Source organism: Methylobacterium sp. AC433, from assembly GCF_979253015.1.
Map to the genome: position 1 here is coordinate 258,145 of NZ_CEEDBN010000003.1, position 14,270 is coordinate 272,414.

Here is a 14,270-nt window from a genome sequence, read left to right on the forward strand (position 1 = left end):
CACGCGAAGTACGGTCCGGACGCACGCGAACGTGAGCGCGGCGGCTTCCGCTCAGATCAGGAGGTCACGCCGCGGTGGACGCTCCAGGGGAGAGATCGCGCGGGTCTCGCAGTCCAACGCGGCGCGCGGCAGGCCGAGGCGCTTCGGCGCGTGCCGGCCGACCGGGACGAGCCGCTGCTGGGAGACGCTGCCGGCCGCCTCGTCGAGGTCGACCATCCCGACGGAGATCCGCGCCAGCAGGTCGGGGGCGTTCGGAACCGTCGTCGCCGTCATCGCGGCGTGACGCTCGAACCCGCGCGGAGCGTCGCCCGAGCCCTGCAGGAGGGGCAGCATCGCGCAGACGAGGAACAGCAGGGCGAGGAGACCCGACAGCGCCGTGCCGAGCGCACGGCCGAGGGCATGCCGACCGGCCGGCGCCGGATCGGCACAGGCGGACGGACCCGCATCGGCGGCACTGGCCATATGGCTTGTTGGGCTGCTCACGGTCACGAGTCTGGGGCTGGGCAGCCTTGGCCGCAAGTTCCTGCGGCATTGTGTCAGGTGCCCCGGACCGTCCTACGGCCACGCGGATTCGGAGCGTTGCCGGGATCACACAGGGGGCGCCCGTTCGGCCCAGGCTCGGTTGACCACCCCGCTCCATCCCGCCAAGGCTCTCGCCCCCGACCACATGCCTCCGGGAAAGCCGGGCCTCCGCGCCCGCCCTTTGCCGGTTCACGGCAGGAGGACAGACCATGCAGACGCGCCGCGTTCTCGCCGCATCCGCCCTGGCGGCGGCCCTGACCGTATCGACCGGACCGGCCTTCGCCGGAAACCCGTTCGACAGCGGGCCCATCGCCGACTTCATGAACATCTTCAAGGAGCAGGCGATCCCCCGCGAGACCGTCGCCTGGAAGGGCACGGAAAAGCCCGGCACGATCGTGGTCTCGACCAGCCAGCGCCGGCTCTACTACGTGCTCGGTGCCGGCCAGGCCGTGCGCTACGGCGTCGGCGTCGGTCGCCAGGGCTTCTCGTGGTCCGGCGAGAAGCGCGTCACCATGAAGAAGGAATGGCCGGATTGGCGCCCGCCGTCGCAGATGCTGGCGCGCCGCCCCGACCTGCCGCGCTTCATGGCCGGCGGCCAGGACAACCCCCTCGGCGCGCGCGCGCTCTACCTCGGCTCCTCGCTCTACCGTATCCACGGTTCGAACGAGCCCGAGACCATGGGCGCCGCCGTCTCCTCGGGCTGCATCCGCATGACCAACAAGGACATCGTCGACCTCTACGATCGCGCCAAGGTCGGCACGAAGGTCGTCGTCCGCAACTGAGCCGCGCCTCCGGCGCTCCGGTCCTCCATCCCGCCTCCAGTCGGTCTTCACTGGACCATGACGTGAGGACGGGATGATCTTCGGGGTGGATATCGGCCTGATCGCGGGTCTGTTCGCGGTCGCGGTGGCGGCTGGCTGCGTCGATGCGATCGCGGGCGGCGGCGGCCTGCTCACCGTCCCGGCCCTGCTGCTCGCGGGGCTCGATCCCGTCTCGGCGATCGCGACGAACAAGCTCCAGGGCAGCGCCGGCGCGGTCTCCTCGACCCTCGCCTTCGCGCGCCGCCGCCTGATCCACTGGCCCGATGCCTGGAAGATCGCGGTGAGCGCCGGCTGCGCCTCCGTCGCGGGTGCGCTCTGCGTCAGCCTGCTGCCGCGCGCCGTGCTCGACGCCGCCGTGCCGATCCTGCTCGTGGCCATCGCGATCTACTTCGCGACCGCCAAGCGCATGAGCAACGAGGACGCGACCGCGCGGATCACGCCGAACTGGTTCGCCCTGACCTGGGCACCGGCCGTCGGATTCTACGACGGCGTGTTCGGCCCCGGCGCGGGGGCCTTCTACATGATCGGCTTCGTGACCCTGCTGGGCCTCGGCGTGGTCAGGGGCACGGCCCATACCAAGCTCGCCAACGCCGCGAGCAATCTCGGCAGCCTCGCCCTGTTCGCGCTGGGCGGCCACGTGGTCTGGGCGATCGGCCTGACGATGGCGGTGGGCGCCTTCCTCGGCGCGCAGATCGGCTCGCGCCTGGCGATCCGCATGGGCGCGCGGCTGATCCGCCCCCTCCTCGTCACCATCGCCTGCGTGATGGCGCTGCGCCTCCTCTCCGACCCGGCCAACCCGCTGCGGCGCGCCGTGCTCGGATGGTTCGATAGCTGATCGTCGCCCACCGGTCCGCCCGTGACGACCCGCCGTCCGGTTCCCGGCTGCTAGGGGACCGCCGTTCGGAGGCGCGGCGTTCGGCTTCGGACGAAGCCGAACATCCGAACATCGTCGAGGATCCCTTCGCGACCGGGCCGGTGCGGCGGATCCGGGCGCGCGTCGCGCGAACCACGGAGGCTCTGTTCAGGCTGGGCTTCGGCGCGATCGGCACCCGCATCCTGACCGATGGTCTGCGCGAGATCGTCCGGCGCTGACGTAGGGGTCGCGCGCGCCGAGCCGGCGGCCGGTCGCGGCCGCCGGTCCCGGGGTGAGGCCCCTCAGCGCGGCATGAAGGCCCAGTAATCCAGGTCGAGGATCACGGCCGGGTCGTAGGCGTCGCCGACCTTGTCGGGGTGGTTGCCGCAGGGCTGGTTCTTGGTGGCGACCGTGCGCAGGCGCAGCGCCCCGATATCGCTGCGGCCCGGCAGCTCGGCGGTCTCCAGCACCTCGCTCCAGGCATAGACGGTGTCGCCGGCGAAGAGCGGGGCGACGTGGCGCCCGGCATTGATGCCCGCCAGCGCGAAGGCGTTGCCGAGGCCGTTGAAGCTCAGCGCCCGGGCCAGCGAGATCACGACGCCGCCGTAGATCAGCCGGCGGCCGAAGCGCGTGTCCTTGGCCGCGTAGCCGTCGAAATGCACCTTGGCGGTGTTCTGGTAGAGGCGCGTGGCGATCTGGTGCTCGGCCTCCTCGACGGTCATGCCGTCGACGTGGTCGATCCGCTCGCCGACGACGTAGTCGCCGAAGCGGTGGGGCGAGCCGGCGAGCGCGCAGTCGTAGGCGCCGGCGTTCAGGGGCGGCAGGGCGCCGGCGAGGTCGGCCGGGTCCACCACCTTGGCGAAGGTCGGCACGTGCTCCTGGGCGATCGTCGCCTCCGGATCGCGCTTCTTCACCAGCACCCAGCGGCAGTAGCTCAGAACGGTCTCGCCGTTGGCGTCCGAGCCGGTGGAGCGGACATAGACCACGCCGGTCTGGCGGTTCGAGCTCTCCTTGAGGCCGATCACCTCGGAGACGGTCGAGAGGGTCTCGCCCGGATAGACCGGCCGGCGGAAGCCGCCCTCGGCGTAGCCGAGATTGGCCAGGGCGTTGAGGGAGATGTCCGGCACGGTCTTGCCGAAGACCACGTGGAAGGTGAGCAGGTCGTCGAGGGGGCTCTGCGGATAGCCGATGGCGCGGGCGAAGGCGTCCGAGGACTGCACAGCGAAGCGCGGGCCGTAGAGCGCGGTGTAGAGTGCGACGTCGCCCTGGGTGACCGTGCGGGGCGTGGCATGGCGGATGGTCTCCCCGAGGCGGTAATCCTCGAAGAAGCGGCCGGGATTGGTCTTCATGACGGTCTCGTTCCCAGGGCGGCGCGGTTGCGCGTCGGTTTCTTGTGTCGGGCGGGTCGTCGTTGCGTCCCGCCCCTCGGGAGCCCCTCGGCTCAGCGCGTGTAGACGTAGGTCTGCGTCGGCACGAATTCGTGGAGCAGGCGGCTGGCGAACAGCAGCAGCAGGACGAGCACGATCGGCGACAGGTCGACGCCGCCGAGATTGGGCAGGATGTTGCGGATCGGGCGCAGCACCGGCTCGGTGAGGCGGTAGAGCACCTCGCCGATCTGGGACACGATCGGGTTGCGGACATTCACCACGTTGAATGCCACGAGCCAGCTCAGGACGGCGCTGGCGATGAGGACGTAGATGTAGAGCTGCACGACGGTGTCGAAGAGCCAGATGAAGGCGTTCATGCGCGGAAACGATGTCCTCGTGACCCGCGCCCGCGAGGCGCATCACGCGCACGCAAAGCTGCGGGATTTCTGGAATTGACAGGTCGGCGTGCGCGAGCCTAAAAGGCCGCCACCCCGGAACGGGGCTGTAGCTCAGATGGGAGAGCGCCGCAATCGCACTGCGGAGGTCAGCGGTTCGATCCCGCTCAGCTCCACCAGGTTTCCCCAGCATGCGGGAACGCCGGTGGTTTCATCCGGACGACCGACAGGGTGCGGAGCCAGCGCGGGCTCCCCTCACGCGTCCTTCAGCGGATCGTGGCCCCAGTTCATCAGCGACAGGCGCCAGGGCGAATCCTTCACCTTGTCGGCCTGCTTGGGTCCGCCCTGCTTCAGGTGACGATGGACGTAGCCGACGACCTTCGCCATGTGGGCGTAGTCGTCGTCGCTGAGATCGGTCTTCCCGGTTCGCAGGAGTTCGACGATGCGCCGACCCTCGCGGTGGCCCGTCGCTTCGCCGCCCTTCGTCTTCTGGCCGACCGACCGGCTCTCGTCGGTCTCCAGGAAGGCTTCCAGCTTGGCCGCCGTCATGTTCACGGCATCGTGGAACGCCTCGTAGGTCTCGGCGTGGTCGTCGGCCTTGGCTGCCATGCGGTTCTCTCCCGAAATCTCGGGCGGAAAACCGGGTCGTCGGCCGCGCGGTTCCGGCCCCGCGACGGCGCGTCCGCTCAGGCGATCAACCAGGCCACGCCCATCACGCCGGCCAGGAATATCCCGTAGGTCACCAGGACGGCGACGATCTCACGGTGCTGGATGACGATGTTTTCTGAAGCGGTCAGCATGGCGGTATGGCCGGGAGTGGAACGAGATCCTTCATCTCATGCCCGGCCTAAGAATTCGATGATCAGAACTACGGCCCGGATGAGGAAATTGCCGATGTCTCCCGGCGGCCACAGGCCGCCCCGTGACGGGGCGCCCGGTCAGGCCGGGCGGTCGGCGGGCTGGTCGAACAGGAAGTCGTCGACGGAGGGGATGGTCACCGCCAGGCCCGCGCCCGCGCCGTAGCTCGCCTTCGAGAGGCGCCAGGGCGAGTCGGTCCGGGCGCGGATGGCCTCCGAGGGGCGCAGGCGCCGGGGCGTGCCGTCGGCGCTGATCTCCTCGATCAGCACGAAGCCGTAGACCTGGAGGCGGGCCGCGATCAGCTTGGTCTCGCGGTCGCCCGCGGCCACCGAGAGGCTGCCCGTTGCGTAGACCGAATCCATCAGCGCGCGCTGCTCGCTGCGCCGGGCCGCCAGGCCGCCGCGCGGGACCGACGGAGCCGCGGCCGACGGCTGGGGGCGGAGGGTGCGTCGGAAGGGGACCACATTGTCCATCGTCGCCGGAACGCTGCCCATACGCCACTGTCCTCACGCTGCACTCGAACGGCCGGGCGAACGCCCCGGCACGTCCCCTGATTTCGACGGTTCCGCTTAACGGGCAGCTAACGTTACCGGCCGGCGCCGTCCCGTTTCCGGGCCGTCCGGCCCGGGCGCGCAAATGCTTGTGACTCGCGGCTCGGGATGGTCTACCCGGCCGGCAGACCCGACCCGGGAGGAACGCGCGGCATGGCATCCATCTTCGAGGCCCACAGCTTCGCGATGATCGCGCATGCGGGGCAGATCGATAAGGGCGGGCAACCCTATATCCGCCACCTGGAGCGAGTCGCCAACGCGGCGGTCGGCCGGGCCGGCCACGCCAAATCGGTGGATCGCCTCGCCATCGAGCCGATGGAGGTGATGCAGGCCGCGATCCTGCACGACGTCCTCGAGGACACCCCGACCACGCCGATCGCCCTGCGGGCCGAGGGCTTCTCCGAGGCGGTGATCGCCATGGTGGTGATGCTGACGAAGCCGGCGGAGCGCCTGCCCTACGATGCGCGGATCTCGGCCCTGATCGCCAAGGATCACCTCGGCGCGCTGCTGATCAAGATGTCCGATACCGAGGACAATCTGAGCCCGGACCGGACGCTGCCCGGCGGCGAGGCCCTGCGCGAGCGCTACGCCCCGGCCTTCGGCCGCCTGAGGGAGGCCGCCGGCCGCCTCGGCTATACCGGGGCGTAGGCAGCGCATGAAGAAGCCCCGCAGCATCGGCTGCGGGGCTCGGATCTCGGGAGTGGTCTCCCGCCCCATCGGCTGACTGGCCGGAGGCGGTGACTTCGGGAGGCTCAGTCCCGGGGACTCAGTTGGTTCCTGGGAATCACTTGGTTCCTGGGAATCACTTGGTCCCGAGGAATCACTTGCCGCTGGGGGCCGCACCGCTGCCGGTCACGCCGTTGCCGCCGGTGCTACCGCCGGGCGCGCCGACCGTGGCCGTGCTCGGGCCGCCTGAGGTGCCGGCCGGCGCCATGGTCGACCCCGTGGAGGCGGGGCCGCCCATACGGTCCATCGATTTCTCGCCGTTGCTCTTCACGCTGCCCGGATTGTTCATGTTGCGCTCGGTCGCGCCGGTGCCTGTGCCGGTCTGCGCGAAGGCGGAACCCGTGAGGGCCAGGGCGATGGAGCCGGCGAAAACCAGGATCTTGATAGACATGCTGCGTTGTCTCCCAGTCATTGATATCTGGTCGACCAACGCAGAGTCCCGATCGATTGTTCAAATTCTTCGGGGAATACGAGCCGGCCGGTCGTGTCCCGCCGGTTCACGCGGGGCGTGACTGGCGATCGACGTCGGACGCATCCGTGCAGGGCCGGCCTCGCGTCCGGCCCCGGTCGGCGCTCAGCCGTCGCTCTCGGCGCGGTCGGTGTTCTGCTCTTCCTCGTCGTAGGTGTAGCCCTCGAGCCAGTCCGCGCTGTTCTGCGAACCGGCCGGATAGGGATTGGCGGAATCCGGCTGGCCGGCCTGCTTGGCCGCGCGGCCCTCCTCCATCACCTGCTTGGATACCGCTGCCATGTCGTTCGCTCCCGTGAGGACCCATGCCTTACGGTAGGGCGCCGCCGGCCGGCGGGGACCCTCGGGGCAGCAAAAACCCGCCGCGGCCGGAGCCGGGCGGGTCTCGGTTTCACCGAGCGGGGGCGCCGGAGGGCCGCCGCCCGGCGGCGATCCTCAGGCGAGCTGCGTGGTGAAGCGGGCCGTCGTCTTGGCGCGGACCTCGTCCTCGGTGACGCCGTCGGCGAGCTCGACCAGGGTCATGCCGCCCTCGCCCTTCTTGTCGATGGTGAAGACGCCGAGGTCGGTGATGACCATGTCGACCACGTGGGTGCCGGTGAGCGGCAGGTCGCAGGCGGCCAGCAGCTTAGGGCTCTCCGAGCCGTCCTTGCCCTTGGCGGTGTGCTCCATCACCACCACCACCTTCTTGACGCCGGCCACGAGGTCCATGGCGCCGCCCATGCCCTTCACCATCTTGCCCGGGATCATCCAGTTGGCGAGGTCGCCGTTCTCGGCCACCTGCATGGCGCCGAGGATCGACAGGTTGATGTGCCCGCCGCGGATCATCCCGAAGGATTCGGCCGAGGAGAAGTAGCTGGTGGTCGGCAGCGCGGTGATCGTCTGCTTGCCGGCATTGATCAGGTCGGCATCCTCCTCGCCCTCGTACGGGAAGGGTCCCATGCCGAGCATGCCGTTCTCGGATTGCAGCTGCACCGACATCCCGTCCGGGATGTAGTTCGAGACGAGGGTCGGAATGCCGATGCCGAGGTTCACGTAGAAGCCGTCCTGCAGCTCCCTCGCGGCGCGCTCGGCCATCTGTTCGCGGGTCCAGGCCATGATGGTTCTCCTTAGCTCGGCTCTCAGACGGCGGCGGCGGGCACGGCGGGCTCGCCGCGCTTGCGGGTGGTGCGCTGCTCGATGCGCTTCTCGCGCTCCGGCACGTGGACGATGCGCTTCACGAAGATGCCGGGGGTGATGATGGTGTCGGGATCGATCTCGCCGGGCTGCAGGAGGTGCTCGACCTGCGCCACGGTGATCGAGGCGGCGGTGGCCATCATCGGATTGAAGTTCCGCGCCGTCTTCCGGTAGATCAGGTTGCCCTCGGTGTCGCCCTTCCAGGCATGGACGATGGCGAGGTCCGCGAAGAGGCCGCGCTCCATCACGTAGTCCTCGCCGTCGAACGCGCGCACGTCCTTGCCTTCGGCGATCAGGGTGCCGACGCCGGTCTTGGTGTAGAAGGCCGGGATGCCGGCGCCGCCGGCGCGGATGCGCTCGGCCAGGGTGCCCTGCGGGTTGAACTCGATGGCCAGTTCGCCGCCGAGGTACTGCCGGGCGAATTCCTTGTTCTCGCCCACATAGGACGAGATCATCTTGGCGACCTGGCGGGTCTCGAGGAGCTTGCCGAGGCCGACGCCGTCGATGCCGGCATTGTTCGACACCACGGTGAGGCCCTTCACGCCCGACGCGCGGATCGCCTCGATCAGGGCATCGGGGATCCCGCAGAGGCCGAAGCCGCCGCACATGATCATCATGTCGTCCTTCAGCACGCCGGCCAGCGCCGCCGTGGCGTCGGGATAAACCTTCTTCATGGAAGCCCTCCTGTATGGTTCTCTTCTTGGTCGGCGCGACCGTCACGCGAAAGCGGCGCCCTGCCAAGCCCTTGTCGCGATGCGGCCGTTACATTTTGCACCGCGCGGCACAGCCCCCGGCCGGCCTGGGCGGGCCGGACACTCCAGGGTCCGCGTGAGCGATCCACCGCGCTGGGCCGTGGATGGCTCGGGGTGCACCCGAGGGGCCGGGGAGACAAGCCGGGCGCCGAGGCTTATCAGGGATGGGTCGCCGGTTCTTCCGCGCGTCGCGGCCGCCGGGGCCCGACGCGCCCATCCCATCGTCGATCGCGCGCTCCGCCGCGCGTCCCTCCCGCCGGATGGAGTGGAATGCCGCTGCGCCGCCTCCTCTCGCTCCTGAGCCTCGGGGCCTTCGTCGCCGCCCTCTGGGCCGCCTGCCTGCCCTGGTCGGTGGCGACGCCGCGCCTGCAGAACGCCGTCGCGCGCGAACTCGCCCGCACCTACGGGCTGGCCATGACCGCCGAGGGACCGACCGAGATCACCCTGCTGCCGCTGCCCCGCCTCGGCTTCCGCGCGGTCAGGCTGACCGCCGGACACCGGGACGGGCCGATCCTGGCGGAGGGCGGCGCGCTCTCGCTCCAGCTCAGCCTGATCGCCCTGCTGACCGGGCGCATCGACGTGAACGCCCTCGGCCTCGACGGCGCGACCCTGCACCTGGCTTCCGGTGAGGACGACACGCGCTGGGCCGAGCCGATCCGGCTCCTCAACGCGCGGCTCGGCGCCGACGGCAGCTCGCATCCGCGCCGCATCACCCTGTCGCGGGCCACCGCCACGGGCCTCGACCCCCGCGACGGCTCGCCCCAGACCGCGCGCGACCTCGACCTGACCCTGTCCTGGCCCCTCTGGAGCGCCCAGGCCGAGATCTTCGGCAGCTTCCAGTGGAGTGCCATGCCGACGCGGTTCGCGATCTCGGGCCTGCGGGTGGCCGATCTCCTCGACGGCGGCACGACGCCGTTCTCCCTCAGCGCGAGCTGGACCGGCGGGACCCTGACCGCCGAGGGCAGCGGCCTGGTCCGGGCCGAGGGGCTGACGCTCACCGGGCTCGGCCAGTTCGACACCCGCTCCCTGCCCGAGACCCTGGCCTGGGCCGGGGGAAGCGTCGCCCTGTCGCCCTTCGTCGGTCCGTTCGGGATGACCGGCAATTTCGAGATGAACGGGCGCCAGCTCCTGCTGCCCAACGTCCGGGTGGCCTTCGGCGACAACCGCCTCGAGGGGGCGGGCGCCGTCTCGTTCGGGCGCGACCGCCCGGCCGTCCAGGCGACCCTGGCCGCCGAGACGCTCAACCTCGCCCCCATGCTGGCGGACGTGCTGAGGACCTTCGGGGTCACCCCCACGCGGCCCGGCGCCCCGGACTGGCGCACCCGCGACATCGCCCTCGCCCCCTATACCGGCGGCGACCTCGACCTGCGGATCTCGGCGGGCGCGGTCCGGTTCGGCCCGATCCTGGCCGAGGATCTCGCCGCCAGCGTCCTCGTCCGGGACGGCAACATCGAGGCGTCCCTGAGCCGTGCCTCCCTGGGCGGCGGCACCCTGAAGGGCCGCCTCGCCCTGGCCTCGTCGGCGCGGGACGCGTCGGTGACCGAGGCCAAGGTCCAGGGTGCCTTCGACCGGCTCGACCTCGCGGTGCTGCCCCCCGAACTGCGGCCGGAGACCTGGGTCCTCGGCGGCGCGCAGGGACAGTTCCAGGCCGAGGGGACCGGGGCCGACCTGCACGGGTTCCTCCGGCACCTCGACGGACACGCGGCGATGACGGTCGACGGCGGCACCCTCCTGGGAATCGACCTCGCCGAGGCCGCCCTGCGCAGCCGCATGCCGGCCCCGCGGGTCGGACGCACCGCCTTCGATCGCGCGACCCTGAGCCTGCGCTTCCGCGACGGCGTCGGCGAGATCACCGAGGGCGCGTTGGAGGGCACCATCCTCGCCGCCTCCCTGCGCGGGACCCTGTCGCTGCCGGACCGTCGCTGCGACACCCTCGCGGAGGTCGTCGCCCGGGGCTCGGCCTCGGACCGGCGCTTCCCGATGCGCTTCCTGATCGCAGGGCCGTTCGGCAGCCTCGACGTGCGCAGCCTCGCCCCCGACGCCGCGCCGGACCTGCGCGGCGGCAGGGTCACGCCGGCCAATCCCCTGCGCCTGCCGGCTGCCGGGCTGGCGCTTCCCGCCGGGGTCCGCGCCTACGCGCCGTGACCCGGATGGTTCAGGCCACGCCCCTGCGCCCGGTCAGCCAGGAGGCCGTGAGCACGAGGGCGGTGACGGTGCCGACCAGGAGCGTCGAGGCGGCGTTGATCTCCGGGTTCACCCCGAGCCGGACCTGGCTGTAGAGCCGCATCGGCAGGGTGGTGGCGCCCGGGCCGGAGACGAAGCTCGCGATGACGAGGTCGTCGAGGGACAGGGTGAAGGCCAGGAGGAAGGCCGCCGCCAGGGACGGGGCGATCAGCGGCAGGGTGACGGTGGCGAAGACCCGGCCCGGATGGGCGCCGAGATCGGCCGCCGCCTCCTCCAGCGACCGGTCGAGCCCGCGCAGGCGCGCGCCGACGATCACGGCGACGAAGCCGAGCCCGAGGGTCGCGTGCGCGACGACGAGGGTGAGGAGGCCGCGATCGAGGCCCCAGCCGACGAAGAGCAGCAGCAGCGACAGCCCGGTGATCACCTCCGGCATCACCAGCGGCGCGTAGATCAGCCCGGTGAAGAGCCGGCGGCCGGCAAAGCGCCCGCCCCGGTCGAGGGCCAGGGCCGCGAGCGTCCCGAAGACCGTCGCGAGCGCGGCCGAGGCGAGCGCCACCACGAGGGAGACCCCGGCCGCCTCGCGCAAGGGAATGTCGGCGACGAGCACCCCGTACCAGCGGGTCGAGAAGCCACCCCAGACCGTGACCAGGGCGGAGGCGTTGAAGGAGTAGACCACCAGGATCAGGATCGGCGCGTAGAGGAAGCCGAGCCCGAGGATCAGGGCGAGGCGGTCGAGCGCCCTCACCGGCCCGCCTCCCGTGCGGCCGCCTCGTCCTCGCGAAACAGGATCAGCGGGCCGACCACCAAGACGAGGACCAGGATCGCCACGGCCGAGGCGAGCGGCCAGTCGCGGTTGGAGAAGAACTCGCTCCACAGCACGCGCCCGAGCATCAGGGTGTCCGAGCCGCCGAGCAGGTCCGGGATGATGAACTCGCCGACCATCGGCACGAAGCAGAGGAGCGCCCCCGCACTCAGCCCCGGCCGCGCCAGCGGCAGGGTCACGCTCCAGAACACCCGCACCGGCCCGGCGCCGAGATCGGCCGCGGCCTCGGGCAGGCGCGGGTCGAGCTTGGCGAGGACCGCGTAGAGCGGCAGCACCATGAAGGGCAGGTAGGCGTAGGTCAGCCCGATCACCACCGCCCCCTGGGTGTTCAGGATCTCCAGGGGCTGCGAAATCAGCCCGAGCCTGATCAGCCCGGCGCTGAGCAGGCCCTCGGGCTTCAGGATGGCGATCCAGGCGTAGATCCGGATGAGGAAGCTCGTCCAGAACGGCACGATGAGGAGCGCCACGAGGAGCGGCTGCCAGCGCTCCGGGGCGCGGGCCATCGCCAGGGCGATCGGGGTGCCGATCAGGGCCAGGATCGCGGTGGCGATGGCCGCGAGCGTCAGCGACGACAGGGCGGCGTCGCGGTAGAGGGCGTCGCCCGCCAGGGTCTCGAAATTGGTGAAGTCGAGGGCTTCGAGGAAGCTGCCCCAGCCCTCGATCCCGGCGCTCCAGTCGAGCACGGGCAGGTAGGGCGGTTGCGCGGTCGCCGGCGTCGACAGGCTGATCTTCAGGGTCAGGATCACCGGCAGCAGCACGAAGGCGGCGAGCCAGAGAGCGGGCAGGACCGGGAGCAGGCGCCGCATGCTCACGCCTCCGCCGGCATCAGCCAGGCCCGCTCCGGCGGATAGGACAGGTGGACCGTCTCTCCGACGGCGGGCGCGTCCGCGTCGGTGGGCGCGCTGACCCGCCAGACCGTCCCGTCGGCGAGGCGGACCTGGATCCGGATCCGGTCGCCGAGGAAGGTCGTCTCGACCACCTGCCCGGCGAGGTCGGGGCCGTCGCCGGACGGGGCGCGGGCCAGCGCGATGCGCTCGGGCCGCAGGGCGATGACCCCCTCCCCCTCGCCAGCGCCGCCGGCGCGCAGGGGGCCGAGGGCGGTGTCGAGGCTGGCGAGGCCGCCCGGGTCGCCCGCCGAGACCCGGCCCGGGATCAGGTTCACGTCGCCGAGGAGCCCGGCGACGAAGCGGTTGGCCGGGCGCTCGTACAGGCTCGCCCCATCGCCGATCTGCACGAGGCGGCCGCGGTCCATCACGCCGATGCGGTCGGCCAGCGCCAGGGCCTCGGCCGGGTCGTGGGTGACGACGACGAAGCCCGTGCCGAGGCGCCGCTGCAGGGCGCGCAGCTCCCCTTGCGTCTCCTCGCGCAGGGCGCGGTCGAGGGCGCCGAGCGGCTCGTCGAGGAGGAGCACCCGTGGGGAGCGCGCGAGGGCCCGGGCAAGGGCCACCCGCTGCCGCTGCCCACCCGACAGGGTGTCGGGCCGGCGCGGGCCGAATCCGTCGAGCCGCACCAGGCGCAGGAGTTCGTCCACCCGCGCCTGGCGCGCCGCCCGCCCGAGCCCGGAGAGGCCGTAGGCGATGTTGGCGGCCACGCTCATGTGCGGGAACAGGGCGTAGGACTGGAACATCATGTTGACCGGCCGGCGATGCGGCGGGTCGGCGGTGATGTCGGCCCCGCCGAGGTGGATCGTGCCGGCGCTCGGGGTCTCGAACCCGGCGATCAGGCGCAGCAGCGTGCTCTTGCCGCAGCCCGACGGCCCGAGCAGGCAGACGAACTCGCCGGGCTGCAGGGTGAGGTCGAGGTCGGCCAGAGCCGCGTGCGCGCCGAAGCGCTTGCCGAGGCCGGCGCAGGTGAGGAGGCCGGCCGGGTCGGGGCCACGCGTCGACGCCATCGCGGGTGCCGGGATCTCAGCTGTCCTCGCGCAACGCTTCCGCGACGCGGGCCTCGAGCAGGTCGGGCCGGCGGATCACCAGGGCGCCGCGGGTCCGGTCGATCAGGCCGTCGGCGGCCATCACGGTGAATTCCCGCGTCACCTGCTCGCGGCGGCAGCCGATGCGGGCGGCGAGCACGTGGTGGTAGGGCGGCGGGGTCACCACACGCTCGCCGTCGCCGCCGGCGCGCGGCACCGACAGGCGCAGGAGTTCGGCATAGAGGCGGTGGCGCAGGTCGAGGAGCGCGTGCTCCATCAGGCGGGTGTTCAGTTCGCGCACGCGCTTGGCGAGCAGGCGGAACAGCCGGTCGGCGATGGCCTCGGAGGCGAAGATGATCTGCCGGAACACGGGCGCGGGCACGACGCAGACCTCGCCGCGGGTCAGCGCCGTGACGTTGGCCGAGCGGCCGATGCCGTCGAGCGCGGCGAGTTCGCCGAAGAAGGCGCCGCCGCGCATCTCGCCCAGGATCACTTCCTTGCCCGATTGCGAGCGGTTGAGGATGCGCACCTCGCCGGAGGCCAGGAAGTAGACGTCGGTGGAGACGTCGTCGTAATCGACCAGCACCTCGTTCTCGTCGAAGCGACGCCAGTGGCAGCGCGTCTCGTAGACGGACAGCTCGATTCCCGGCTCCTTGAAGAACGGGATGGTCGTCAGCCGTCCTGTGGTCACGCGTCCTGCCCCCGTCGCGAATCGAAGCTGATCGATACGCCGTGCAATTCCTGGGTCAAGCGTTCACGATCGCTCGCCCACCGATAGGCGCGGATGCGAGGTTCGCGCCAACATCCTGCCCCGGTGGCGAGCCCGCGCCCGGGGCCGCTTGCCAGTGAGGCGCCGACCCCGCAAAAGCG

At 71.4% G+C, this 14,270-nt stretch carries 17 protein-coding genes and 1 tRNA gene; 5 read left to right on the top strand and 13 right to left on the bottom strand.

All coding sequences use genetic code 11. From position 1 onward, the window contains the following. Nucleotides 1-51: 51 nt before the first annotated feature. Complete coding sequence (locus AC0IWM_RS07165; protein WP_471753802.1) at nt 52-462, bottom strand: hypothetical protein; 411 nt, start codon at nt 460-462, stop codon at nt 52-54. Between the two features lie 269 nt (nt 463-731). Between AC0IWM_RS07165 and AC0IWM_RS07170 the strand changes: the two genes are divergently transcribed. Together AC0IWM_RS07170 and AC0IWM_RS07175 are read left to right on the top strand one after the other, a co-directional pair. Further along, on the top strand, nt 732-1,304 hold the full coding sequence (locus AC0IWM_RS07170; RefSeq protein WP_471753804.1) for a L,D-transpeptidase: 573 nt from the start codon (nt 732-734) through the stop codon (nt 1,302-1,304). A 73-nt stretch (nt 1,305-1,377) separates the two neighbouring features. Beyond that, entirely contained in the window at nt 1,378-2,178 is an 801-nt protein-coding gene (locus tag AC0IWM_RS07175; RefSeq protein ID WP_471753806.1) for a TSUP family transporter, read from the top strand. 320 nt (nt 2,179-2,498) lie between these two features. On the opposite strand, the gene AC0IWM_RS07180 is transcribed toward AC0IWM_RS07175, so the two are convergent. Both AC0IWM_RS07180 and AC0IWM_RS07185 read right to left on the bottom strand, forming a co-directional pair. Next, nucleotides 2,499-3,545 carry a MaoC family dehydratase gene (locus AC0IWM_RS07180; RefSeq protein WP_471753808.1) on the bottom strand — a complete coding sequence of 349 codons (1,047 nt, stop codon included), beginning with the start codon at nt 3,543-3,545 and terminating at the stop codon, nt 2,499-2,501. Between the two features lie 92 nt (nt 3,546-3,637). After that, nucleotides 3,638-3,940 (bottom strand): YggT family protein, encoded by a 303-nt coding sequence (locus AC0IWM_RS07185; protein ID WP_056474884.1) that lies wholly within the window; start codon nt 3,938-3,940, stop codon nt 3,638-3,640. Between the two features lie 121 nt (nt 3,941-4,061). Between AC0IWM_RS07185 and AC0IWM_RS07190 the strand changes: the two genes are divergently transcribed. After that, nucleotides 4,062-4,137: transfer RNA gene (locus AC0IWM_RS07190), tRNA-Ala, on the top strand. Nucleotides 4,138-4,213: 76 nt separating this feature from the next. Here AC0IWM_RS07190 and AC0IWM_RS07195 read toward each other — a convergent pair. Next, nucleotides 4,214-4,567: a DUF3140 domain-containing protein gene (locus tag AC0IWM_RS07195; protein ID WP_471753810.1), complete on the bottom strand. Its 354-nt coding sequence runs from the start codon at nt 4,565-4,567 to the stop codon at nt 4,214-4,216. Nucleotides 4,568-4,896: 329 nt separating this feature from the next. Next, nucleotides 4,897-5,310 (bottom strand): hypothetical protein, encoded by a 414-nt coding sequence (locus tag AC0IWM_RS07200; RefSeq protein ID WP_471753812.1) that lies wholly within the window; start codon nt 5,308-5,310, stop codon nt 4,897-4,899. A 210-nt stretch (nt 5,311-5,520) separates the two neighbouring features. Between AC0IWM_RS07200 and AC0IWM_RS07205 the strand changes: the two genes are divergently transcribed. After that, nucleotides 5,521-6,015: an HD domain-containing protein gene (locus AC0IWM_RS07205; RefSeq protein ID WP_471753814.1), complete on the top strand. Its 495-nt coding sequence runs from the start codon at nt 5,521-5,523 to the stop codon at nt 6,013-6,015. Nucleotides 6,016-6,187: 172 nt separating this feature from the next. On the opposite strand, the gene AC0IWM_RS07210 is transcribed toward AC0IWM_RS07205, so the two are convergent. The 4 genes from AC0IWM_RS07210 to AC0IWM_RS07225 all read right to left on the bottom strand — a co-directional run bounded on the left by AC0IWM_RS07210 (nt 6,188) and on the right by AC0IWM_RS07225 (nt 8,406). Then, nucleotides 6,188-6,484 carry a hypothetical protein gene (locus AC0IWM_RS07210; protein WP_471753816.1) on the bottom strand — a complete coding sequence of 99 codons (297 nt, stop codon included), beginning with the start codon at nt 6,482-6,484 and terminating at the stop codon, nt 6,188-6,190. A 183-nt stretch (nt 6,485-6,667) separates the two neighbouring features. Beyond that, nucleotides 6,668-6,841: a hypothetical protein gene (locus AC0IWM_RS07215; RefSeq protein ID WP_471753818.1), complete on the bottom strand. Its 174-nt coding sequence runs from the start codon at nt 6,839-6,841 to the stop codon at nt 6,668-6,670. 153 nt (nt 6,842-6,994) lie between these two features. Beyond that, entirely contained in the window at nt 6,995-7,654 is a 660-nt protein-coding gene (locus tag AC0IWM_RS07220; RefSeq protein WP_471753820.1) for a 3-oxoacid CoA-transferase subunit B, read from the bottom strand. Between the two features lie 23 nt (nt 7,655-7,677). Beyond that, nucleotides 7,678-8,406: a CoA transferase subunit A gene (locus AC0IWM_RS07225; protein WP_471753822.1), complete on the bottom strand. Its 729-nt coding sequence runs from the start codon at nt 8,404-8,406 to the stop codon at nt 7,678-7,680. A 348-nt stretch (nt 8,407-8,754) separates the two neighbouring features. Here AC0IWM_RS07225 and AC0IWM_RS07230 point away from each other — a divergent pair, with 348 nt between their 5' ends. Further along, nucleotides 8,755-10,629 (top strand): AsmA family protein, encoded by a 1,875-nt coding sequence (locus tag AC0IWM_RS07230; protein WP_471753824.1) that lies wholly within the window; start codon nt 8,755-8,757, stop codon nt 10,627-10,629. 10 nt (nt 10,630-10,639) lie between these two features. On the opposite strand, the gene AC0IWM_RS07235 is transcribed toward AC0IWM_RS07230, so the two are convergent. The 4 genes from AC0IWM_RS07235 to AC0IWM_RS07250 are packed head-to-tail and all read right to left on the bottom strand — an operon-like array spanning nt 10,640 to nt 14,091. Then, nucleotides 10,640-11,413, bottom strand: a complete 774-nt coding sequence (locus AC0IWM_RS07235) for an ABC transporter permease subunit (RefSeq protein ID WP_471753826.1) — start codon at nt 11,411-11,413, stop codon at nt 10,640-10,642. Next, the gene (locus AC0IWM_RS07240; RefSeq protein ID WP_471753828.1) at nt 11,410-12,297 is read right to left on the bottom strand and encodes an ABC transporter permease; all 888 of its coding nucleotides are present in this window, start codon (nt 12,295-12,297) and stop codon (nt 11,410-11,412) included. Before AC0IWM_RS07240 ends, AC0IWM_RS07235 begins: the two co-directional genes overlap by 4 nt. Before the next feature lie 2 nt (nt 12,298-12,299). Then, nucleotides 12,300-13,382 (bottom strand): ABC transporter ATP-binding protein, encoded by a 1,083-nt coding sequence (locus tag AC0IWM_RS07245; protein WP_471753830.1) that lies wholly within the window; start codon nt 13,380-13,382, stop codon nt 12,300-12,302. 16 nt (nt 13,383-13,398) lie between these two features. Further along, nucleotides 13,399-14,091: a Crp/Fnr family transcriptional regulator gene (locus AC0IWM_RS07250; RefSeq protein WP_055952878.1), complete on the bottom strand. Its 693-nt coding sequence runs from the start codon at nt 14,089-14,091 to the stop codon at nt 13,399-13,401. Between the last annotated feature and the right edge of the window lie 179 nt (nt 14,092-14,270).